The sequence below is a fragment of the Halomarinibacterium sedimenti genome (genome assembly GCF_019312585.1).
GTDB lineage: Bacteria > Bacteroidota > Bacteroidia > Flavobacteriales > Flavobacteriaceae > Halomarinibacterium > Halomarinibacterium sedimenti.
Genome location: NZ_JAHWDP010000003.1, coordinates 295,397 through 318,417 on the forward strand (window position 1 = coordinate 295,397; position 23,021 = coordinate 318,417).

Here is a 23,021-nt window from a genome sequence, read left to right on the forward strand (position 1 = left end):
ATGTTTTTATTGGTTCTCACTTTTTTCGGACTAAGCTTGGGATATTCCCAAACCGATACCCGATTGTACGATATTATTGCTGAAGTTTCTTCCCAACGAATTGAAAAAGACATCACCACGCTTGCCAATTTTGGAACACGACATACCTTAAGCGATACGATCTCAAACACTCGAGGTATTGGTGCTGCCCGACGATGGATTAAAAAAGAATTTGAAACCATTTCAAAAGATTGTAACGACTGTTTGGAAGTGTTTTTTCAGAAAGATTTGGTAAAAGCAGGAGAAAATAACCGCATCACCAAAGATGTTTGGGTGGTAAACGTAGTGGCAATACAAAAGGGTACCAAATACCCCAATCGATTTATTATTATGAGTGGCGATATCGATTCCAGAATAAGCGACCCTAATAACTATACCGACGATGCTCCAGGAGCCAACGACAATGCCAGTGGAATGGCTGGCACCTTGGAAGCTGCAAGAGTCTTAAGTAACTACACTTTTGAAAATAGCATCATCTACCTTGGCTTAAGCGGCGAAGAACAAGGACTCTTTGGCGGAAAAGGTTTTGCCGAATACGCCAAACAAAACGGCATGGAAATCATAGGCATTTTTAACAACGATATGATAGGAAACACTACTGGTGTAGATGGCGTTGAAAGTAATCGATATTTTAGAATTTTTAGCGAACCCGTCCCTCCCACCGAAACCGATAGAGAACGCAATGCCCGTCGATTTTATGGCGGCGAAGTGGATGGCATTTCGAGACAACTGGCACGATACGTCTATACAACAACCAAAACCTATATGCCCGAAATGAACCCTATGATGATTTATCGTTTGGACCGTTTTGGTCGTGGGGGTCATCACCGTCCGTTTAACGATGCCGGTTTTGCAGGCATTAGAATTATGGAAGCGCACGAAAATTACACCCAACAACATCAAGACATTCGTATGGAAAATGGTATTGAATACGGTGATAAATTAAAATTCGTCAATTTTGAATATGCCAAAAAGCTCACTGCCGTAAATGCTATTAATTTGGCACGTTTGGCGTGGGCACCTCCTGCGCCAAAAAATGTGTCCATAGGTGGTATTGTAGAGCCTTCTGCCAAATTAAAATGGGATAAAGTGGACGGAGCCAAAGGCTATATTATTTATTGGCGAGACACTACTTCCCCTACTTGGGATTATAGCAGATATGTAGGTGATGTTTCAGAATTTACTTTAGAAGGAATTGTTATTGATAATTTCTTTTTTGGAGTGGCTTCGGTGAGTAAAGACGGTCACGAAAGCGTTGTTGTATTTCCAAATTCAATCATGAGATAATATGAAAAAATGTATTGGTTCAATACTGTTTTTAAGTTTCGCACTTTCAGTACAAGCACAATTTACAAAACAAGATACCTTGCGCGGTAGCATCACTCCGGAAAGAGCATGGTGGGATTTACAACAATATGACCTTAAGGTAGAAGTATTCCCAGAAGCACGATCCATACAAGGGGTCAATACCATTACTTATACAGTACTAGAATCGAAAGAGGTAATGCAAATTGACCTTCAAAACCCTATGAAAATTGAAAAAGTGACTCAAAAAGGCAAGGAACTTTCATTCACTTCAGAAGGAAGCGCTCATTTTATAAACCTAAAAGAAAAACAGAAAAAAGGAGCGACTAACACACTAACCATACAATTTTCAGGAACGCCAAAGGTCGCTCGGAATCCGCCTTGGGATGGCGGGTTTACTTGGCGAAAAGACAGCCAAGGAAATCATTTTATTGCCAATTCTAATCAAGGAATTGGTTCCAGTATTTGGTGGCCTAATAAGGATCACCCTGCTGACGAACCCGACAAAGGGGTACATCTTGAAATTACAGTCCCTTCCAATCTAGTAGCTGTAGGGAATGGAAGGCTTATAAATACACAAGATAAAGGAGACAAAAAAACGTGGACTTGGAGAGTGGTAAACCCCATCAATAACTACGCTATCAATGTGAATATTGGAGATTACGTACACTTTTCAGAAAAATACAAAGGAGAAAAAGGGGAACTCGATATGGATTATTGGGTGCTTCTTGAAAATGAAGCAAAAGCAAAAGCCCAATTTAAACAAGCCCCTATGATGATGGAAGCCTTTGAACATTGGTTTGGCCCCTACCCTTTTTATGAAGACAGTTTTAAGCTTGTAGAAGTACCTTATTTGGGAATGGAGCACCAAAGCAGTGTAACCTATGGGAATGGCTACGCAAATGGGTATTTAGGAAACGATTTAAGTGGCTCTGGTTGGGGATTAAAATTCGATTTTATTATTATTCATGAAGCAGGACACGAGTGGTTTGCCAATAATATTACGAATAAAGATGTCGCCGATATGTGGATTCACGAAGGATTTACCGCCTATTCTGAAAATTTGTATTTGGATTATCACTTCGGAAAAGAAGCCTCCAGCGAATATGTGGTAGGGACTCGTAAAATAATTCGTAATGACCGTCCTGTCATTGGCACCTATAATGTAAGCCACAGTGGTAGTAGTGATATGTATTACAAAGGAGCAAACATTTTACATACGCTACGACAATTGCTGGAAGACGATGAGAAATGGCGCAGTATTCTTCGAGGATTAAATACAGTCTTTTACCATCAAACCGTTACGAGCCAGCAGGTGGAAGAGTATATTAGTAAGCAATCTGGAATTGATTTAACCGAATTTTGGCAGCAATATCTTAGAACGACTATGATTCCAAAAGTGGAATACAAAATTATAGAGAATACACTTTCGTTTAGGTATACCAACATTATTGAAAAATTTGATATGCCTGTTATTATGGTGATCAATGGAAAGGAAGAATGGATTTTCCCTACTTCAGAATGGAAAAGCAAAGAATTTAAATCCACTATTGAATCTGCGACTATTAAGCCCGACTTTTATGTTGAATCCGAAGTATTGAAAAACTAATGGAAAAACCCGAATTGTATTTCCCAAGAGATGTAGAATGGCGAGAATGGCTACACGACTACCATAAAGAATACGCACAAGGAGTCCATTTAATTTTTTATAAAGTAGACATGGAAATCCCTTCGATGCGGTGGGAGGAAGCTGTAAAAGTCGCCCTATGTTATGGTTGGATTGATAGTACTGTAAAAAGTTTGGGCAATGGAAAAAGGCAGCAATATTTTTGCCCTAGAAACCCGAAAAGTTTCTGGAGCGCCTTAAACAAAAAATACATCGAAGAATTAGAAGCAGAAGGCTTAATACACGATAGTGGTTGGGAAATGATTCACCACGCCAAAAAAACTGGCACTTGGTCTGCCATGGACGATGTTGAAAATTTAGTGATTCCTGAAGATCTTCAAAATGCCTTTGCATTACACCCACAAGCTTTTAAAAACTATCAAGATTTTGCACCTAGCTATCAAAAAGGGTATTTAAGTTGGTTGTTTCAAGCCAAGAGAGCGGAAACGCGATTAAAAAGAATTCATGAAATAATCCAGCTTTGTCAATCAGGTATTAAATCACGACAATCATTTTAGTTAAAATAACTATCTTTAAAAACGATCCAAAAACCAACCTAATGAGAATATTATTATCACTTCTGGCATTGTCTTTTACACTCACAATTCAGGCACAAAAAAAGAAAGACAAAAAAGAAGAACCACAAAAATGGGATGTTGCCAACCCTGGTGACGACTTTAACTACAAGCCACATAGTTTTACTACCAACGAGGGAACTTGGATGAACTTAGATGTAAGTCCCAATGGGCAAACCATTGCTTTCGATTTATTAGGAGATATCTATACAATGCCAATAACGGGCGGAAAAGCAAAGGCTATTAGAACAGGAATACCTTTTGAAATTCAACCACGTTTTAGCCCTGATGGCACTAAAATTTCGTTTACGAGTGATGCAGGCGGTGGTGATAATATTTGGGTAATGAATGTGGACGGAAGCGATGCAAAACAAGTTACCAAAGAAGATTTTAGACTCCTCAATAATGCAGTCTGGACTCCCGATGGAAACTTCCTAATTGCTAGAAAACACTTTACCTCTGGTAGGAGCTTGGGCGCTGGCGAAATGTGGCAATACCATATTACAGGCGGAAGCGGACTTCAATTGACCAAACGCAAAAATGACCAGCAAGATGTGAACGAACCCTTTGTTTCGGCAGATGGCAAATATCTGTATTACAGTGAGGATGTTTATCCGGGAGGTTACTTTCAGTATAACAAAGACCCAAATAAGCAAATTTATGCCATTCAACGTTACAGTTTTGAAGACGGTAAAACCGAAACTATTACCGGGGGACCTGGTGGAGCAGCGCGACCTGCTGTCTCACCCGACGGAAAAATGCTCGCCTTTGTAAAACGTGTTCGTACCAAAAGTGTTTTATACATTCACAACCTCGAAACGGGTGAAGAATGGCCTATTTATGACAGTTTAAACAAAGATCAGCAAGAAGCTTGGGCCATATTTGGCGTCTATCCTAACTTCGATTGGATGCCTAATAATACCGAATTAGTCTTTTGGAGTGGTGGAAAAATTCTGAAGATAAACATCAATACATTGGCTATTACCAACATCCAATTTGAAGCCGATGTAACGATAGATTTAGCAGAAACGGTGCATTTTAACACTCCTATTGAAGACAGTTTGTTTACTCCTAAAATGATTCGTCAAGCGGTCACTTCTCCCAATGGAAAGACACTAGTTTTCCAAGCGTTAGGACATCTTTGGAAAAAGGAATTACCCAATGGAACACCGCAGCGATTAACGGCCTCTTCAGATTTTGAGTTTGAGCCTTCTTTTTCACCTAATGGAAATGACATTGTATATGTTACTTGGAACGATTTAGAAAAGGGTGCTATCATGAAAATTTCATTACAAGGGGGAACTCCAGTGAAACTATCTTCTAATAAAGGTATTTATAGAACCCCTTCTTATGCGCCAAATGGTTCTACAATTGTTTTTCAGAAAGAAAATGGAAACCTTGACCAAGGTCGGTCGTTTACCAAAGAAGCCGGAATATATACCATGAATACCAATGGTGGGAATGAAAAAAAGATAACAGAAAATGGGGAATTTCCTTTATTCAGTAAGGATGGAAAGCGAATATTTTTACAAACGGGAGGTAGCTATTTTGGGGCATTGACCAAAAAATTAATTAGTGTAAACCTCAACGGAAATGATGAAAAAGAACACATTTCTTCAAAATACGCAAACCGTTTAGTACCAAGCCCAGATAATAATTGGATTGCGTTTATACATCTACACAAAGTGTACATCGCCCCATTAATTATGAATGGTCAATCGATAGACATAGATAATAAATCCAGTTTTGCTCCCATTTCCCAATTAACGAAAGATGCCGGTACCAGCTTGCATTGGTCTGCAGATAGTAAAAAAGTGAATTGGACGTTGGGAGATGAATATTTTAGCAATGATATAAAAGATCGATTTACATTTTTACCCAACTCTCCCAAGGAAGTTCCCGAAATGCAATCCCAAGGAATTAAAATAGGATTGACGGCTCCCGTCGATAAACCTTCAGGAAAAATTGCGTTTACCAATGCAAGGATTATTACGCTGGAAGGCGCTACGGTTATCGAAAACGGAACCCTGGTAGTAAATCAAAATCGAATTGAAAGTGTGGGAGAAACTTCAAAGATTACCATTCCTACAGATGCCAAAGTATATGATTTAAAAGGAAAAACCATTATTCCAGGATTGGTGGATGCACACGCGCACATTGGTGCTTTTAGAGGTGGGTTAACCGTTCAGCAAAATTGGCAGTTTATGGCTAATTTGGCTTTTGGCGTTACTACCGCACATGATCCTTCAGCCAATACCGAAACTGTGTTTACGCTTTCAGAATTACAAAAAAATGGTCAATTAGTTGGACCTCGCCTATACTCTACGGGATTCATACTTTATGGAGCCGATGCAGATATTAAGGCCTTGGTAAACAATCTGGAAGATGCTCGAAGTAGTATTCGCCGTACCAAAGCCTTTGGTGCCAAGAGTGTAAAGAGCTATAATCAACCACGTCGCGAACAACGACAACAAGTTCTAAAAGCTGCAAGAGAATTAGGCATAAATGTGGTTCCTGAAGGTGGCTCTACATTTTATCACAACATTACCATGGTAATAGATGGTCATACAGGTGTGGAGCATAATATTCCGGTGGCACCCGTCTATAAAGATGTTTTGGAAATTTGGGGAAAAAGTGGAACAGGGTATACCCCTACCCTTATTGTTAATTATGGTGGATTAAATGGGGAGTATTATTTTTATCAAAGAGATAACGTTTGGGAAAATGAAAAACTTCTAAAATTTACTCCAAGAGCAATTATAGATAGCCGTTCCCGCCATAGAACCATGGTACCTAATGAAGAATATGATAATGGCCATATTTTAGTATCTAATACCACGAAAGCATTGAGTGATGCTGGGGTAAAAGTGAATATGGGAGCCCACGGACAACTACAAGGTTTGGGTGCTCATTGGGAAACGTGGATGCTTGCTCAAGGAGGATTAACACCTTTAGAAGCATTACAAGCAGCTACCATTAATGCCGCAAATTATATTGGGGCTGGGAACGACATAGGCTCACTTAAAAAGGGGAAAATTGCCGATTTGGTAATTCTTTCAGAAAATCCTCTAGAAGATATTGAGAATACGCAAACTATTGAAATGGTCATGGCAAATGGACGATTGTACGATGCGAATACTATGGATGAAATTGGAAATCATCCAAAAAAGAGAGCTCCATTTTATTGGGAAAACGAAAAATACAATCAAGCATTTCCTTGGCATGAAGACACCCAAGGGTTTATGGATGGAGGTTGCAGTTGCCATAATGGGCATAATTAATTTTTGAGCAATTATCATTTACAAATTACATAGTTTGTACTATATTTGATAACCATTAAAAAAAGGCACCTGTATTTAAGTGACCAGCCGTCTCCCCAGACCAAAACTTTAATGTTTTTGTCAGCTGGTTAATAAGCTTAAAAAGGGTGCCGTTTTATTTTTGAAAATGTATCTAGCACAACTAAACATAGCACACGCCATTGCTCCCATGGATAGTCCTATTATGGCAGACTTTGTAAATAATACAAACCGAATCAATGCCCTTGCCGAAAAAAGTCCTGGATTTATTTGGAGACTTACCGATGATCAAGGGGAGAATGCCTACTCTATTCAAGTCTTTGACGACCCAGCAATGTTAACCAATATGAGTGTTTGGAAAGATCGAGAAAGCCTTTTTAACTATGTATATAGTACCGATCATGTTGAAATCTTTAAGCGAAAAAAAGAATGGTTTTCAAAATTAAAAGGTATGCATATGGTCCTTTGGTATATTGAAGAAGGACATATCCCTATGCTTGCTGAAGGCAAAGAACGTCTAGAATACCTTCAAAAATACGGTGAAAGTGAATATGCTTTCACATTTAAAAGCAAGTTTTAAAATGAGAGGTTAGCTACCTCATTTTTTGTAAATTCACTTATTCAATTATAAAAACCAATTCCTTATGAAAAAGGTATTTGCAATTTTGTTTACAGTATTTATAGGTATTTCATGTGAAAATCATGCTGAAAAATCTTCAGAAAAAAAATGTCCAGAAAACACCTATTGGTCCTTTGAAGGACGAGATGATCAAGCCACTGGCGGAATTAAAATGATTCCCATTGAAACCCCAAAAGGAACCTTCAATGTTTGGACAAAACGGATTGGAAACAACCCCGCCATTAAAGTATTATTATTACATGGAGGTCCAGGGATGACCCATGAGATTTACGAAAGTTTTGACGGCTTTTTTCCGCAGGAAGGAATTGAATATTATTACTACGACCAATTAGGGAGTTATTATAGCGATCAACCTGAAGATTTGAGTTTATGGGATACCGCACGATTTGTGGAAGAAGTTGAACAAGTGAGAAAAGCCCTTGATTTAACTAATGATAATTTTTACCTATTTGGGCAATCTTGGGGTGGCATTCTTGCCCTGGAATACGCTTTAAAATATCAAGACAACCTGAAAGGCTTAATCATTTCTAACATGGTGCCTTCCATTCCAGATTATATGAAATACAATGAAGAAGTACTAGCGCCACAATTACCCAAAGAGGTACTCGATAAAATTATGCAATACGAGGCAGCCGAAGATTACGGGAATCAAGAATATTTAGATTTAATTGTACAGCATTATTATCCAAAACACGTGATAAGATTACCTCCAGAAAAATGGCCTAATTCTCTTAACAGAGGATTTTCACATCTAAATCCCGATGTATACGTTACCATGCAAGGTCCAAGTGAATTTGGAGTAAAAGGCGATGCTACTTTAAAAAACTGGGATGTAAAAGATAAGTTGAATACGATCACTGTACCTACTCTTTCTATTGGTGCACAATACGATACGATGGACCCTAAACAAATGGAATGGCTTGCCAATGAAGTTCAAAATGGAAGGTATTTACATTGCCCAAACGGTAGTCATTTGTCGCAATACGATGACAAAGAGCATTTCTTTCCTGGGCTTGTTTCATTTATAAAAGATGTAGATACAGGAGCTTTTCCAAAAGAGAAATAGCCGATTAATATTTCAGTTTATCGAAAACCATATTAATTTTAAGTAAAGTTACTCACTAGTATTGGGTTCCTAAACGAAAAATTGTAACTTTAAGTCGAAATTTAAATTTACAAAACAATGATTAAAGCAAAATACCAAAGCGTTCTCGATTTAGGTGAGAAATTAAACATCCAAGATGGCGACGTTAAAGAAGAAGGAGGAAAATTAAAAGTGTGGGGAACTGCAGCAACTCCATACCACAAAAACTTACTTTGGGATGAGATTAAAAAAGTTGGAGGTGAAAACCCAAATGATATTATGGCCGATATTAAAGTAGCAGATGAGTCTGTGTATGCTAGACATACGGTTGCTAGCGGAGAGTCTTTAAGTAAAATTGCTAAGCACTACTACGGAAATGCCATGAAATACAATGCTATTTTTGATGCAAACCGAAACTTACTTTCAAACCCTGATGTAATCCATCCAGGGCAAGAGTTAGTTATTCCTCATTTATAAGAAATTATCTTGTAATTTTAATCCCGCCGCGAGCGGGATTTTTTTATGGAATTTTTTACCGAAATATCAATTTGGTTACTTATTGGCTTGTTCGTTCTTGGAGCAGCCACATTTACACTATCTACCATAAGCGGTGGTGGTGGTGCTATGATGCAAATTCCTATTCTTAACTTTCTTATAGGTACTTCACAAACAGCACCCGTTATCAATTTAGGTGCTTTTATTAGCAGACCCGCACGGATTGCCCTTTTCTGGAAATACATTAACTGGAAGGTATTTTGGTATTTTGTACCCTCTGCTATGATTGGAGCACTCATAGCAGCTTGGTTTTTTTCTGAAGCAAAAATTTATTGGATCCAAATAGTTGTTGGGTTATTCTTAATTAGTACCTTTTTACAGTATCGCTTCGGAAAGAAGGAACGTTCTTTTACGGTTCATCTTTGGTATTTTATTCCGTTAGGGTTTATTATTTCAATTATAGGAACCTTTACAGGAGGCATGGGCCCCATTCTTAATCCCTTTTTAATGAATGTAGGCATTGATAAAGAAGAATTGGTTGCCACAAAAGCAGCCCAATCTTTCTTTTTAGGCCTTTCTCAAGTAAGTGGTTATACTTTTTTTGGATTATTGAGCAAAGAACTTTGGATTTATGGAATTGTCTTAGGATTAGGAGCCTCCTTAGGTAATTACTTCGGAAAGAGAATTCTAAAAAAGATGAGCAAACTTTCCTTTAGAAGATGGGTGATTGCCATTATGGTACTTAGTGGATTTGTAATCCTTATAAAAGCTGTTGCAGAGATGGTATAAAAAAAATCGCTTCCTTAAAATTGTAAGGAAGCGACCCATAAAAAATTACACATTTAGAAACTTAGCTAATTTTTATAATCTTAGCTGGTTTTTTCTTTGCTTCTTCTTTCTTTGGAAGCACTAAGCTTAAAATACCGTCTTGATACTTCGCTTTTACTTTTTCACTATCTACAGACTCTGGTAGTGTGAAACTGCGTTTAAATGAAGAATATTCAAATTCTCGTCGTGTATAATGTTCCTTTTCGGTTTCATTTTTAAGCTCCATTTCAGAAGAAATAGATAGTACTTGATTGTCAATTTCAATATTGAAATCTTCTTTTTTCATTCCAGGTGCAGCTAATTCTACTGTAAAATCTTCCGCAGTTTCTAAAATATTCACTTTTGGAAGACTTAAGCCTGTATTAAAATTCGATTTAAATACGCTTGGCAAATCATTGCTAAACATTTCATCGATCCAAGAGGACCAAGTAGGAAATGTACCTGTTAATCCAGTGTTTGCCAAACTTCCATTTCTTTCACTTTTAATTAGATTACTCATAATTTAAAAATTTTAGTTCAACAATTAGTTTATAATTTCAACAATAAATAAACAAAATATATTCCAAAGTAGAAGTTTGAGACAGCTACTTGAAGTTTTAAAATTTCTTTAATATTTTCTTTGCATTTTAGAGCTAAAAATGAAAAAATGTCACTGAAAAATTTTCAGTTCTGTCATTATAGGCCACTAATATAACCCCCGTAGACATCTCGAAAATGAAGTCCGTCACCCAGATGATGACGACTCAATTTTTTATATTCTGAAAGTGCCCACAATACAAATTCTTTAAAGAAATAGCGATCCTCTTCAGCTATATCTGGAACATGATTTTGAAGTAAGCTTTCTAAGGGACTTATACTATCCAATTTTTCTTTGTATTCGCTATCTGTCATGGCATCTAGTAACTCAAATCCACTTTGTTCAAAAAACCAACTCACCAGTTCGTCGTAAGGGTCTATATCAGTATCTTTTTTTAACTTTTCAATTTTCGGGAAATATCCCAAAAACTGTTTTTTAATAGCACTTGCGATGAGCAATTGTGCCACCTGCGAAGCGCCCTCCTGCTCTCCTTCATACACCAATTCTACTTTACCCGTAATGGCAGGGATAATTCCCATAAAATCTCCTAGTCGAACCGTGGTTTCAATATCCCCATTTTGCAAGACTCTACGCTCTGCAGTACTTAATAAATTTTCGAAAGCGGTGATGCTTAGTCGTGCACTCACACCACTTTTAGCATCGATAAATTCACTTTCACGTGCTTCAAAACTGATCTGTTCTAAAATATCTTTTGCCAAATTGGGAACATACACATTCTCTTTTTCTGCAATGGCCTTTGCTGTTTCTTGTTCTGTGATGGTTCTGGCTGTTTGAATATCCTCAGGGTAATGCGTTAATATTTGAGAACCTATCCTGTCTTTTAGTGGAGTTACGATACTTCCACGATTGGTGTAATCTTCTGGATTGGCTGTAAATACAAACTGAATATCCAATGGCAATCGTAATTTAAATCCTCTTATTTGCACATCCCCTTCTTGCAAAATATTAAAAAGTGCCACTTGAATACGTGCTTGCAAATCGGGAAGTTCGTTAATCACAAAAATACATCGGTTTGCTCTAGGGATCATCCCAAAATGAATCACTCTATCGTCTGCATATGTCAACTTTAAATTTGCAGCTTTTATGGGGTCGACATCCCCAATTAAATCGGCTACAGTAACATCTGGAGTGGCTAATTTTTCTGCAAATCGGTCCTCTCTATGTAACCAAGAAACGGGAGTTTCATCACCTAATTCGTGCAACAACGTCTTGGCAAATCGAGAGATTGGATGAAATGGATCGTCATTTATTTCACTACCAGACACTACAGGAATGTATTCATCCAAAAAGGAAATCATTTGCCGGGCTAAACGTGTTTTAGCTTGTCCTCGTAATCCTAATAAATTAATGTTATGCTTAGAAAGAATGGCACGTTCTAATTCTGGAATCACTGAAAACTCATAGCCATGAATGCCTTCAAAGGTGGTTTCTTTTTTTATAATCTTTTGCAGCAAATTTTGGCGAAGTTCTTCTTTAATCCCTTTGGATTGATAGCCAGTTTTTTTTAATTCCCCGAAGGTTTTTATGTTTTCAATATTCATAGTTATCGTATTCTTTTTCTTCTATTTTGTTCGTAATCTGTAAAAATCATTTCGCCCAATCCCTTCAATCCTGTATAAAAGGCTTTTCCCATATTTGCCGCAGTAAAATGATCCACAAATTGCATCAAATAAGGATCCTCTGCAATCATAAATGTAGTAATGGGAATATGTAGTTTTCGTGCTTGACGCGCCATCATATAGCATTTATTTACTATATGCTCATCCAATCCCACACTATTTTTATAATAGCGACCATCGGGTAATTGAATGCAACTAGGTTTCCCGTCGGTAATCATAAAAATTTGTTTGTTAGTATTTCGCTTTCGACGCAGCATATCCATGGCTAACTGCAAACCTGCCACTGTATTGGTATGGTAAGGCCCTACATTTAAATAAGGTAAATCTTTAATATCTATAGGCCAAGCATCGTTTCCAAATACCAAAATATCCAAAGTGTCTTTAGGATAGCGAGTGGTAATTAATTCGGAAAGTGCCATCGCTACCTTTTTGGCTGGTGTGATACGGTCTTCACCATAAAGAATCATACTATGGCTAATATCTATCATTAATACCGTACTCATCTGGGCTTTATACATGGTTTCCTCTACTACCAAATCATTTTCGGTTAATAGGAAATCATCAAAACCGTGATTAATTTGAGCGTTCTTTAAACTCTCAGTCATTGAAATTTGCTCCAAGGCATCCCCAAATTGATAGCTTCGGAACTCCCCAGCATGCTCATCGCCCTGTCCCGTATATTTTGTTTTATGATTACCCCCTGTGCTCCGTTTTAACTTCCCGAAAATTTGTTCTAGAGCTCTTTTCCGGAGGGAACGTTCTAGTTTTTCAGACATTTTTAAATTACTATCGCTATCACCACTCCCCTGTCCATTGGGTCTAATCTCTTCGCGGATGTAACCTTTGGTTTTTAAATCTTCAATAAAATCGTCGATGGAGTAATCTTTTGTGGTAAGTTTATATTCTTCATCCAACTGTCGAAGCCACTCAATCGCTTCATCAAAATCACCCGACGTATAGGTAATAAGTTCTTGAAAGACTTCAAATAAACGCTCAAAAGGAGATTGCTCCTTGGGAATGTGTTTTGTAAAAACAAACCCCGAAAGCCTATTTTTCTTTTTCATACTTTAAAAAATACTATTTTATAAAGTAAAAAATAGCAGCCTTAACAAGCTTTTAGGAATATGCAATCAATATTTTAGTAACTTTAAAAACCAAAAAAATAGTAACCACCAAAAATCTCCCTTTCGGGACCTTCAAAATGAAAAAAATCTTTCTTTTGATGCTTTTTTGTATCGCATCTTCCCTTTCCGCTCAACAGTTAGACATGGATTTATTAAAAGATATGCAACCCAGAAATATTGGCCCTGGGGGAATGTCTGGTCGTGTTACAGCCATAGATGTGGTCACTTCTAATCCAGATATTATATACGTAGGTACGGCCTCTGGTGGTCTTTGGAAAACTACTGGTGGAGGAATTAAATGGGAACCCATTTTTGATGACCAACCCACAGCTTCTATTGGGGCAGTAGCTGTTCAGCAAAGTAATCCTTCCGTACTATGGGTAGGAACTGGTGAAGGGAATCCGCGAAATAGCTTAAACGGTGGCTACGGAGTGTATAAATCTTTGGACGGTGGTCGCACTTGGCAATCAATGGGGTTGGAAAAAACTCGTCATATTCACCGAATCATTATTGATCCTACAAATCCTAATATAGTGTATGCGGGTGCTATTGGATCGCCTTGGGGAATTCATCCCGAAAGAGGTGTTTTTAAAACTACTGATGGCGGAAAAACTTGGAATAAAATTCTACACACAAATGATAAATCGGGTGTAGCAGATATGGTGATGGACCCCACAAACCCTAACAAATTGATTGTTGCCATGTGGGAACACAAACGTGACCCCTGGTTCTTTAAAAGTGGTGGTGAAGGTAGCGGACTTTATATTACACACAATGGTGGTGAAACTTGGGAGCAACGAACCGATGCAGATGGATTACCCAAAGGGGAATTAGGAAGAATCGGAATTGCCATTGCTAAGAACAAGCCCAACATTGTATATGCACTAATTGAAGCCAAGAAAAATGCATTGTATAAAAGTGAAGATGGTGGTTTTACTTGGAAAAAAATAAACGACAAAGACGATATTGGAAATCGCCCATTTTACTATTCTGAAATATATGTTGATTCTCAAAATGAAAATAGGGTTTATTCAGTATTTACCTATGTAAATGTTTCAGAAGATGGAGGAAAAAACTTTGAACAGTTAATGCCTGCTTATGGTGTAGATAATGGAGTGCATCCTGATCACCATGCCTGGTGGATTCACCCGTCAAATGGAAACTTCATGATTGACGGAAACGATGGTGGTTTAAACATAACCAAGGATGGTGGGAAAACTTGGCGATTTATTGGAAATCTCCCTGTAGCTCAGTTTTATCACATCGCTGTGGATAATGAATTTCCCTATAATGTTTATGGAGGGATGCAAGATAATGGAAGCTGGAGAGGCCCAGCCTATGTATGGAAGTCTCAAGGGATTAGAAATGATTATTGGCAAGAAATTTCTTTTGGAGATGGCTTTGATGTAGTCCCCGATAAGGACGATAGCCAATACGGATGGAGTATGAGTCAGCAGGGATATGTTAGCCGTTACGACTGGAAAACAGGGAATAATTATACCGTCCGCCCAACCCATCCAGATCCAGAAGTAGAGCTTCGTTTTAATTGGAATAGTGCCATAAATATCGATCCTTTTAACAACAGCACCCTCTATTTTGGAAGTCAGTTTGTACATAAAAGCACCGATAAAGGATTGACTTGGGAAATTATCTCTCCAGATTTAACTACTAATGACCCTGAAAAGCAAAAGCAGCACGAAAGTGGGGGTTTAACGATGGATGCTACGGGAGCGGAAAATTATACCACTATTATCGTTATTGAGCCCTCCCCTCTTGAAAGAAATATGCTTTGGGCCGGAACCGATGATGGTAAAGTGCAATACACTACCAATGGAGGACAAAGCTGGACGGACGTTTCAAAAAATATAAAAGGGTTACCACAAGGAAGTTGGATAGTTCAAATTAAAGCTTCCAATAAAATGAAAGGGGAAGCTCTAATAGTGGCTAATGACTACCGAAGGTTTAATTACGCGCCCTATGCTTTTAGAACCAAAGACTATGGAAAAACTTGGGAACGTATCGTAAATGAAAATGACGCTGAAAGCTATGCATTAAGCATTATTGAAGATCCTGTGGAAAAAAACTTGATGTTTTTAGGTACGGATGACGGGTTATATGTTTCTATTAATGCTGGAAAGAATTGGACCAAATGGACTAAGGGCTTTCCAACAGTACCGGTTAAAGATTTAGTAATTCACCCAAGAGAACACGACTTAGTTATTGGTACCTTCGGAAGAGCCGCATGGGTTCTGGATGATATTCGTCCATTGCGAGAAATTGCAAAAAACACTTCCGTTTTAAATGAAGCTATTAAACTTTTCAATCCACCCACAGCGTATCAAGCTGCCTATCAACAGCCCACAGGAAGTCGTTTTGGAGCGGATGCCATTTATAATGGAGAAAACAGGGAGTATGGCTCCATTTTCAAATATTATTTTCAGAAAAAAGAAGCACCAAAGGAGAAAGAGATAATGGAAGATGAAAATGAAGAAAAAGAAGAAGATATAGAAAAGCTAGAAGGTCCTAGTAAAGATTCATTATATCTGAAACTTTATGATGGTGATCGATTAATAAGAACGCTAAAAAGAAAACTACCCGATAGCTCCGGTATTTACTCATGGCGATGGTTTATGGATGAGGCTGGGGTCGACAGACCTTCAAGAAACTTGCGGGATAGAAAAAATGAACCTGGCGGAACACAAGTAAAACCAGGAAATTATAGAGCTGAGCTTCAGTTTATGGATAAAATTTCATCTGTCTCGATTAGGGTAGAAAGTGACCCTCGGTTATCAATTTCCCAAAAGGCAATTAATGAAAGTTATTCGGCTAGTAAAACTATCGAGAAAATGACTCAAATTGCTGCAGATGCAGTAAAGCAATTGAATGAAAGTAAAATACAAGTAGAAGATTTTAGTAAAAAACTGAAAAAAGAAGATAAAGAAAAATATAAAGACGAGATTAAGGAAAGCGGCGAAGTTATTAAAAAGCTCGATTCCATAGTTGCTTTATATATTGGTAAAGAAGACAAGCGTCAAGGCATTACACGTAATCTAGAGATAAGTGTTATGCAACGAATTGGTGTAGCGAATTGGTATAGTGGTAGTCGTCCTAACGGGCTCACGACCACAGAGGAACGATTAATACAACAAGCAAAGGACGAACTTGAAAAAGCATTGCAAACTACCAATGCCTTTTATAATAATGACTGGATTAGGTTTACTTCAAAAATGGAGCAAATTAAGATTTTACCCTTCAAAGAAACCGAAACATTTACTATAGATTAAAAATGAATTATGATTAAAAAAACACTATTTACACTTATTACAATTATGTTTATTTGGACTGTAAAAAGTCAAGAAACAGGAGAAAATAATTTTGGTTCTTGGTTTATGCTTTTTGCAAAACATAAAGTTTCAGAAAAGTTTAGTATTCATTCAGAAATACAATATCGTACTTACGAATTTGGAAGTAATTTTAACCAATTATTACTACGTGCTGGGCTAAATTATCATTTCGCTACAAATGCAACGGCAACCATTGGATATGGGTATATTGCTACAGACGGCACCTTTGTAGAGTTGGAAGGGGAAGAAAATAGTGTAGAAAATAGGATTTATGAAGAGTTTAGTCTTAATAATTCCGTTGGAAAATTCAAATTTGGGCATCGATATCGCGTTGAGCAACGTTTTATAAAAAATCCACTAACTGGAAACGATACCCAACACAGAATGCGTTATTTATTGAGAGTTACCTACCCAATTAACGAACAATGGTTTTTAACCGCCTACGATGAAGTATTTATAAATTTACAAGAGCCCATTTTTGGACAAAATAGATTATATGGAGCCATTGGCTATAATTTTTCTAAAAATGTTAGCACCCAAGTAGGTTATTTAAAGAACCATTTTACTGGGGTTAATTACGACAGATTTCAAATAGGTTTTTGGATTGATACAGATTTCAGAAAAAAGGGTGCTGAAAATTAATATTTAAATTATTTTGACATTAAAGAATAGCTTTGTATCCATCTTTTTGTTTTTTTGTTTATCCATTTTTGCACAAGAAAACGCATCAAAATCTGTTGGTACATGGTATATTTTTGCAACTAACGCCAAGGTTGCAGAGAAATTTAGTATGCAAGCTCAAATCCAGTTACGCGCTTATGAATTGGCAGGTGAAATGCAGCAATTTAAAATTAGAGTTGGTGGCACTTATCAAATAGCCAAAGGGTTTTCGGGAAGTTTAGGATATGCTTATTTTAGAAACGATCCTTCATATTTAAATGATTTTCCTGCAAATTTCGATGAACATAGAATTTATGAGGTATTAACTTTTAAAAATATAGTATCCCCAATGAATCTAACGCATCGATTTATGGTAGAACATCGTTTTTTTAATAATGATGATGATGATGATGTAAATCATTGGATACGTTATATGCTAGAAATAGGTATTCCCATAAATTCTAAGTGGACTATTGATGTATATGATGAAGTATTCTTAAATTTACAAAAACCTAACTTTGCACAAAATTGGCTTGGTGGAGGTATAAGCTTTTCTATTAATAATAATTGGGAAGTAAGAACCGGTTACTTCCACATCCATACAGAAAATGCAAATTTTAACCGAATGGTATTAGCTGCCATTTGGAATATTGATTTAACAAAAACTGAAGATTAATAACTTTTAAAACAAAGAAACATGAAAACCATAGTAATAACACTGTTTAGTTTAATAGCTATTATTTTTTTAAGCTGTAAAAATGAAGCAAAGAAAGATCAAGAAACAACAGATGAGATAGTAAAAGAAGTTGTTGAAGAAAAAGTAGAAATGAAAGAGCTTGGAATTGTTCTAGAACCAAGAAGTGGATCTACTGCAGAAGGAAAAGTATTAATTACTGAAGAAAATGGTGAAGTAACCTTAGCAGCAAGTTTCTATGGTCTAACTCCTGGAACACATGCCATTCACATTCATGAAAAAGCCGATTGCTCAGCAGCAGATGGTACTTCTAGTGGTGGTCATTGGAACCCAACATTTACATCTCATGGCAAGTGGGGAGCTACAGAAGGATATCACAAAGGAGATATAGGTAATTTTGAAGCCGATGAAAACGGACAAGGAACTATTACCCTAACCACAAACGAATGGTGTTTAGGATGCGGGGATGAAAATAAAGACATCATTGGAAAAGCAATTATCGTACATCAAGGTGCCGATGACTTTACTACACAGCCCACGGGCAATGCAGGTGGTAGAGTGAGCTGTGGTGGAATAATTAAATAAGCAATTATAAAGTAAAAAAGCACCCATTAAGGGTGCTTTTTTTATAATTACATTTCAATAATAACGTTGTTTACTCCTCTTCGTACTTTCTTTAACGTTGAGAAAAAGTCATCTTCTGCGCGATATCCAACAGGCAACACCAATACAGATTCAAGACCCATTGACTTTAAACCTAACAATTTATCATATTTTATTGGATCAAAACCTTCCATTGGGCACGCATCAATTTCCTCTAAGGCACACACAGTAAGTAAATTTCCTAAGGCCAAGTAAGCCTGATTTGTCATCCACCCAGCAATTTCATCTTCCGTTTTATTTGAAAAAGTAGTAATTAAGTCAGATTCAAAAGGGTCTAAAATAGCTCTCGGAGTATTCCGAATTGCCTCCACTCTATTAAAATGGTTTTTAATATATTCAGCTTTCATATTTGCTTCAATACATAGTACCAAAACATGCGATGCCTCTTCCACTTGCTTTTGATTCATACTAAATGGAACCAACTTTTTCTTTAGACTATTATCTTCAATCACTACCATTTTAAGAGGTTGCAATCCGTAGGAAGTTGCCGTTAAATTGAAGGATTCTTTCAAAATCTCTAGTTTCTCCCTCGAAAGTTTTTTTGAAGAATCAAATTTTTTGCAAGCATAACGCCATTGTAATTTCTTAATACTATTTGAAGTCATTTAAGTTTGTAATTTATTGCAAAATTAAGTAATAGAAAATACTTAGGTATCTTCTACTTATAGCATCTTCTTATACTAATAGAATTAAAACTAATATTAGAAATTGAAACTCTTTATAATTTTGGTTGAGCTTTTTTGCAGTAAGTAAACCTATCTTTCTAATGAATGAATAAAAATTCATGAAAAATAGTAATTGTTAGTATAGAAATGAATATACTATAAAACATTCAAAAAAAATTCTTAAATTAATGTCATTGCAAATTGGCTGGATAATAATAAAAAAATATTACATTTTAGTTTTCTAAAATCATTCATGATATGAAAAGTATTTTAATAGTAGATGATGTTTTTGAAAACCTATATCTACTTAGGGTAATACTTGAGAAAAAAGGCTTTAATGTTTTAGAAGCCGAAAATGGTGAACAAGGATTGAAAGTGCTTCATGAGCATAAAATAGACTTGATTATTTCAGATATACTTATGCCTGTTATGGATGGTTATATGTTTTGCCAAGCTTGTAAAAAAAATAAAGAATTTAAAGATATTCCTTTCGTCTTTTTCTCCTCCACTTACACTGATAAGCTTGATGAAGATTTTGCATTAAAATTGGGCGGCGCCAAATTTTTAAGAAGACCTATGGATCACGAAAAGTTGATACATGAGATACAAACAATTTTTGCAGGAGATAACTTTGAAATGGACACTTTAAAAAATATTAAATTTAATGATAAAGAAGTTTTAAAGCTTTATAGTGAACGATTAGTTAACAAATTAGAGCTTAAAAATATTGAACTTGAAAACGAAATTATAGAGCGCAAAAAAGCCGAAGATTTATTAATTGACACCAATGAAAAACTATCTAAGGCAAATTTAGAACTAAATCATTTGCGAAAACAATTGGAACAAGAAAATGTTTATTTAAGAAATGAGCTCGATTTAGTATTCAATTATGAGGAGATGGTATATGGAAGTGCCGCATTTAGCAATGTACTTACTCAAGTTGAAAAAGTGGCACCAACAGATGCTACCGTTTTGGTTCAAGGGGAGTCTGGTACGGGCAAAGAGTTAATTGCCAGGGCATTGCATAACGCAAGCTCTAGAAACAATAAACCATTAATAAAGGTTAATTGCGCTGCCATACCTAGAGAACTTATTGAAAGTGAATTTTTTGGGCATAAAAAGGGATCATTTACGGGGGCAATACATGATAAAATTGGGAAGTTTGAACTAGCAAATGAAGGAACTTTATTTTTAGATGAAATAGGTGAATTACCTATAGATATGCAGCCAAAAATATTACGATTTTTACAAGAAGGAGAAATTGAGGTTGTGGGAGGCACAACCCTTAAGAAATTAGATGTGAGAGTAATCGCCGCCACAAACCGAAAGTTAAAAAAAGATATTTCAAAAAAACGATTTAGAGAAGACTTGTATTTTAGGCTTAATGTATTTCCAATTGATATCCCTCCTTTAAGAGATCGAACTGAGGATATTCCAATTTTAGTTGAGCATTTTGTTGATAAATTCAATAAGGCCTATTCAAAAAAAATCAAGTTTATCCCAGATGAAACCATGAATAAACTAAAAGCCTATAAATGGCCAGGGAATATTAGAGAACTTGAAAATTTAATTGAAAGAGCTTCAATTTTATCAAATAATGAAACTTTAGAAATTCCCGGCTTTGAATCAACTATCCAATCTTCAAAACAACTTATCGCTAATATAAAAGATAATTTGACCTTAGATATGGTGCAGCGAAATCATATTTTACAAGTTCTAGTGCAATGTGACTGGAAAATAAGTGGCCCTAAAGGAGCCGCAGAAGTTTTAGATTTAAAACCTAGTACATTAACAGATAAAATGACCAAACTTGGCATAAAAAAGCCTCGTAAAAGATAGGACAACTGCAATATATTTTAGGATGCGAAAAAGTAAACAGTTGATCATCCTATTTTTTTACGATGAATAATAGCAAGGCTTTCTAAGATGTGAGACTTACAATGAATCTAGTTTAAAAGGATCATTCTATTTGTATAACTTGTAATGCCAAAAAAGGGAGTTTCCAATGAACATTTATACCAACATATTTCTAGAATTCTTACTAATCTCAACGAGTATCCTCATCTTATTTAGGTTAAGAAAGAAAATTGGCTTAGCTCCATTGTACATTCTTTTAGGAACTGTTCAATATGTACAAGCCCTTTCAAAGACTATGATACAAGTTGAGGTCTTTGATAGATTTACAATTTACCCAGGTTCTGTCATCCTATTCTCTGCAGTTTTATTTGCTGTTTTATTAATTTATATTAAGGAGGGTGTTATTAGTGCTCGCATGCTTATTTTGGGAATTATAATTTCTAATTTTATTCTCTCTGCTATATTTGGAATGACATACCAACAAGAACTTATCATTGGAAACAACCAAGATCAAAATGCTGTTTCTGCATTCCTAATAAATTATAAATATTTTTTAACTGGAACTCTTATACTTCTTGTAGATTTTATTCTCCTAGGAATTATTTATCAATTTTTAATTTCGAAAATCAAGAAATTAAATTTCTTTATCGTTCTCTTTATATCTTTATTTACAGTTTTATTATTCGATTCATTAGCCTTTAACATAATCCTTAGGTATAACTCCTCAGAGCTACTAAATTCTATAGTTGGTCACACAATAGGGAAAACTGTTTCGGCATTTATATTTTCTGCTATCCTCTATATATACTTAAGATATATTGATGTTGATAAAGAAATTTCAGCCTTTATTGCCAATCAAAATAGGGATGTTTTATCTATTCTTACTTATAAAAAGAAGCTACAAGATCTGCAAATTGAAAAAAAACAAGTTGAAGAAAAACTCACCTCACAACTTGAGACTACTTTAAATAATATTTCTGATGGATTTGTCTCACTAGATACAAATTGGTGTTTTTCATTTTTAAATAATAAAGCAGGGGAATTATTGGGACGAAAACCCGAAGATTTGATTGGTAAACATGTTTGGACTGAATTTCCTGAAGTAGTTGGACTCCCTTTTTATAAAGCGTACCAGGAAGCTTTTAAAACAAGGCAAACAATTGTTATTGAGGAGTATTATGAACCATTTAAAAAATGGTTTGAAAATAGAATTTATCCTACCACAGATGGTTTAATTATTTATTTTTCGGATATCACAGAACAGAAACAAACAGAAGCTGCTTTATTAAAGAGTGAAAATTATTTAAACAATATCATCAATAATATTGGAGATCCCATATTTGTGAAAGATGACCAAAGTAAATTGCTACTCGTAAACGATGCTTTTTGTAAAATTTTTAACCTATCAAGGAAAGATATCATAGGAAAGACACTAGCCGAAAATGTATCAGAGGATGAAAGAGAAACCTTTTTAAGAATCGACAAACAAGTTCTAGAAACTGGTATTGAAAATGTTAATGAAGAGACCCTAACTATAGAGGGTAGTGATAGACGTATCATTTCTACCAAAAAAACTCGGTTTATTGATGAAACTAACACGACATTTTTAATTGGAATTATTAGAGATATTACAGATCGAAAAAAAGTTGAAGATGAGTTGGAAAAACATAAAAATAACCTTGAAGAATTAGTAAAGCTAAGAACCGAAGAGGTAAGTTTAAAAAATGAAGAACTACAACGGATGAATAATTTATTTGTAGGAAGAGAATTAAGAATGAAGGAGCTTAAATCTATAATAAAAGAAATGGAGCAAAACAAAGGTAATCGACCAAATTCATAAATGAACATACCATTCAATTTCAATGA

General features: G+C 35.9%; 18 protein-coding genes. 14 read left to right on the forward strand and 4 right to left on the reverse strand.

Annotation, left to right across the window (positions count from 1 at the left end; all coding sequences use genetic code 11):
* From KXJ69_RS08575 to KXJ69_RS08610, 8 genes are all read left to right on the forward strand, one after another.
* Complete coding sequence (locus KXJ69_RS08575; RefSeq protein ID WP_219052954.1) at positions 1-1,326, forward strand: M28 family metallopeptidase; 1,326 nt, start codon at positions 1-3, stop codon at positions 1,324-1,326.
* Position 1,327: 1 nt separating this feature from the next.
* A complete protein-coding gene (locus KXJ69_RS08580) occupies positions 1,328-2,953 on the forward strand; it encodes a M1 family metallopeptidase (RefSeq protein WP_219052646.1) in 1,626 nt (541 codons plus the stop codon).
* Positions 2,953-3,528, forward strand: a complete 576-nt coding sequence (locus KXJ69_RS08585) for a YdeI/OmpD-associated family protein (RefSeq protein ID WP_219052648.1) — start codon at positions 2,953-2,955, stop codon at positions 3,526-3,528. The genes KXJ69_RS08580 and KXJ69_RS08585 overlap by 1 nt, the downstream gene beginning before the upstream one ends.
* Positions 3,529-3,569: 41 nt before the next feature.
* Positions 3,570-6,866, forward strand: coding sequence for an amidohydrolase family protein (locus KXJ69_RS08590; RefSeq protein ID WP_219052649.1), 3,297 nt, complete (start codon positions 3,570-3,572; stop codon positions 6,864-6,866).
* Positions 6,867-7,032: 166 nt separating this feature from the next.
* Positions 7,033-7,464 (forward strand): DUF3291 domain-containing protein, encoded by a 432-nt coding sequence (locus KXJ69_RS08595; RefSeq protein ID WP_219052651.1) that lies wholly within the window; start codon positions 7,033-7,035, stop codon positions 7,462-7,464.
* 64 nt (positions 7,465-7,528) lie between these two features.
* Positions 7,529-8,590, forward strand: a complete 1,062-nt coding sequence (locus KXJ69_RS08600) for a proline iminopeptidase-family hydrolase (protein WP_219052653.1) — start codon at positions 7,529-7,531, stop codon at positions 8,588-8,590.
* 117 nt (positions 8,591-8,707) lie between these two features.
* Positions 8,708-9,085: a LysM peptidoglycan-binding domain-containing protein gene (locus KXJ69_RS08605; RefSeq protein ID WP_219052655.1), complete on the forward strand. Its 378-nt coding sequence runs from the start codon at positions 8,708-8,710 to the stop codon at positions 9,083-9,085.
* A gap of 45 nt (positions 9,086-9,130) precedes the next feature.
* Entirely contained in the window at positions 9,131-9,892 is a 762-nt protein-coding gene (locus KXJ69_RS08610) for a sulfite exporter TauE/SafE family protein (protein WP_219052657.1), read from the forward strand.
* A 61-nt stretch (positions 9,893-9,953) separates the two neighbouring features.
* Here KXJ69_RS08610 and KXJ69_RS08615 read toward each other — a convergent pair whose 3' ends face one another.
* The 3 genes from KXJ69_RS08615 to KXJ69_RS08625 all read right to left on the reverse strand — a co-directional run bounded on the left by KXJ69_RS08615 (position 9,954) and on the right by KXJ69_RS08625 (position 13,212).
* Positions 9,954-10,430 (reverse strand): Hsp20/alpha crystallin family protein, encoded by a 477-nt coding sequence (locus tag KXJ69_RS08615; RefSeq protein WP_219052659.1) that lies wholly within the window; start codon positions 10,428-10,430, stop codon positions 9,954-9,956.
* A gap of 176 nt (positions 10,431-10,606) precedes the next feature.
* Positions 10,607-12,070 (reverse strand): magnesium chelatase, encoded by a 1,464-nt coding sequence (locus KXJ69_RS08620; protein WP_219052661.1) that lies wholly within the window; start codon positions 12,068-12,070, stop codon positions 10,607-10,609.
* Between the two features lie 2 nt (positions 12,071-12,072).
* Entirely contained in the window at positions 12,073-13,212 is a 1,140-nt protein-coding gene (locus tag KXJ69_RS08625; protein ID WP_219052663.1) for a vWA domain-containing protein, read from the reverse strand.
* A gap of 137 nt (positions 13,213-13,349) precedes the next feature.
* Here KXJ69_RS08625 and KXJ69_RS08630 point away from each other — a divergent pair, with 137 nt between their 5' ends.
* The 4 genes from KXJ69_RS08630 to KXJ69_RS08645 are packed head-to-tail and all read left to right on the forward strand — an operon-like array spanning position 13,350 to position 18,555.
* Complete coding sequence (locus KXJ69_RS08630; RefSeq protein ID WP_219052665.1) at positions 13,350-16,556, forward strand: WD40/YVTN/BNR-like repeat-containing protein; 3,207 nt, start codon at positions 13,350-13,352, stop codon at positions 16,554-16,556.
* Between the two features lie 9 nt (positions 16,557-16,565).
* Positions 16,566-17,258: a DUF2490 domain-containing protein gene (locus KXJ69_RS08635; protein WP_219052667.1), complete on the forward strand. Its 693-nt coding sequence runs from the start codon at positions 16,566-16,568 to the stop codon at positions 17,256-17,258.
* A gap of 46 nt (positions 17,259-17,304) precedes the next feature.
* On the forward strand, positions 17,305-17,952 hold the full coding sequence (locus KXJ69_RS08640) for a DUF2490 domain-containing protein (protein ID WP_255571312.1): 648 nt from the start codon (positions 17,305-17,307) through the stop codon (positions 17,950-17,952).
* 21 nt (positions 17,953-17,973) lie between these two features.
* A complete protein-coding gene (locus KXJ69_RS08645) occupies positions 17,974-18,555 on the forward strand; it encodes a superoxide dismutase family protein (RefSeq protein ID WP_219052671.1) in 582 nt (193 codons plus the stop codon).
* A 47-nt stretch (positions 18,556-18,602) separates the two neighbouring features.
* Here KXJ69_RS08645 and KXJ69_RS08650 read toward each other — a convergent pair whose 3' ends face one another.
* Positions 18,603-19,238 carry an NAD(P)H-dependent oxidoreductase gene (locus KXJ69_RS08650; RefSeq protein ID WP_219052673.1) on the reverse strand — a complete coding sequence of 212 codons (636 nt, stop codon included), beginning with the start codon at positions 19,236-19,238 and terminating at the stop codon, positions 18,603-18,605.
* Between the two features lie 318 nt (positions 19,239-19,556).
* Here KXJ69_RS08650 and KXJ69_RS08655 point away from each other — a divergent pair, with 318 nt between their 5' ends.
* Complete coding sequence (locus KXJ69_RS08655; RefSeq protein ID WP_219052675.1) at positions 19,557-21,137, forward strand: sigma-54-dependent transcriptional regulator; 1,581 nt, start codon at positions 19,557-19,559, stop codon at positions 21,135-21,137.
* 166 nt (positions 21,138-21,303) lie between these two features.
* Positions 21,304-22,995, forward strand: a complete 1,692-nt coding sequence (locus tag KXJ69_RS13710; protein ID WP_255571294.1) for a PAS domain-containing protein — start codon at positions 21,304-21,306, stop codon at positions 22,993-22,995.
* Positions 22,996-23,021 lie beyond the last annotated feature (26 nt).

Coding starts and splice junctions, on each gene's coding strand:
- KXJ69_RS08575 (WP_219052954.1), top strand. CDS start 1: ATGTTTTTATTGGTTCTCACTTTTTTCGGACTAAGCTTGGGATATTCC.
- KXJ69_RS08580 (WP_219052646.1), top strand. CDS start 1,328: ATGAAAAAATGTATTGGTTCAATACTGTTTTTAAGTTTCGCACTTTCA.
- KXJ69_RS08585 (WP_219052648.1), top strand. CDS start 2,953: ATGGAAAAACCCGAATTGTATTTCCCAAGAGATGTAGAATGGCGAGAA.
- KXJ69_RS08590 (WP_219052649.1), top strand. CDS start 3,570: ATGAGAATATTATTATCACTTCTGGCATTGTCTTTTACACTCACAATT.
- KXJ69_RS08595 (WP_219052651.1), top strand. CDS start 7,033: ATGTATCTAGCACAACTAAACATAGCACACGCCATTGCTCCCATGGAT.
- KXJ69_RS08600 (WP_219052653.1), top strand. CDS start 7,529: ATGAAAAAGGTATTTGCAATTTTGTTTACAGTATTTATAGGTATTTCA.
- KXJ69_RS08605 (WP_219052655.1), top strand. CDS start 8,708: ATGATTAAAGCAAAATACCAAAGCGTTCTCGATTTAGGTGAGAAATTA.
- KXJ69_RS08610 (WP_219052657.1), top strand. CDS start 9,131: ATGGAATTTTTTACCGAAATATCAATTTGGTTACTTATTGGCTTGTTC.
- KXJ69_RS08615 (WP_219052659.1), bottom strand. CDS start 10,430: ATGAGTAATCTAATTAAAAGTGAAAGAAATGGAAGTTTGGCAAACACT.
- KXJ69_RS08620 (WP_219052661.1), bottom strand. CDS start 12,070: ATGAATATTGAAAACATAAAAACCTTCGGGGAATTAAAAAAAACTGGC.
- KXJ69_RS08625 (WP_219052663.1), bottom strand. CDS start 13,212: ATGAAAAAGAAAAATAGGCTTTCGGGGTTTGTTTTTACAAAACACATT.
- KXJ69_RS08630 (WP_219052665.1), top strand. CDS start 13,350: ATGAAAAAAATCTTTCTTTTGATGCTTTTTTGTATCGCATCTTCCCTT.
- KXJ69_RS08635 (WP_219052667.1), top strand. CDS start 16,566: ATGATTAAAAAAACACTATTTACACTTATTACAATTATGTTTATTTGG.
- KXJ69_RS08645 (WP_219052671.1), top strand. CDS start 17,974: ATGAAAACCATAGTAATAACACTGTTTAGTTTAATAGCTATTATTTTT.
- KXJ69_RS08650 (WP_219052673.1), bottom strand. CDS start 19,238: ATGACTTCAAATAGTATTAAGAAATTACAATGGCGTTATGCTTGCAAA.
- KXJ69_RS08655 (WP_219052675.1), top strand. CDS start 19,557: ATGAAAAGTATTTTAATAGTAGATGATGTTTTTGAAAACCTATATCTA.
- KXJ69_RS13710 (WP_255571294.1), top strand. CDS start 21,304: ATGAACATTTATACCAACATATTTCTAGAATTCTTACTAATCTCAACG.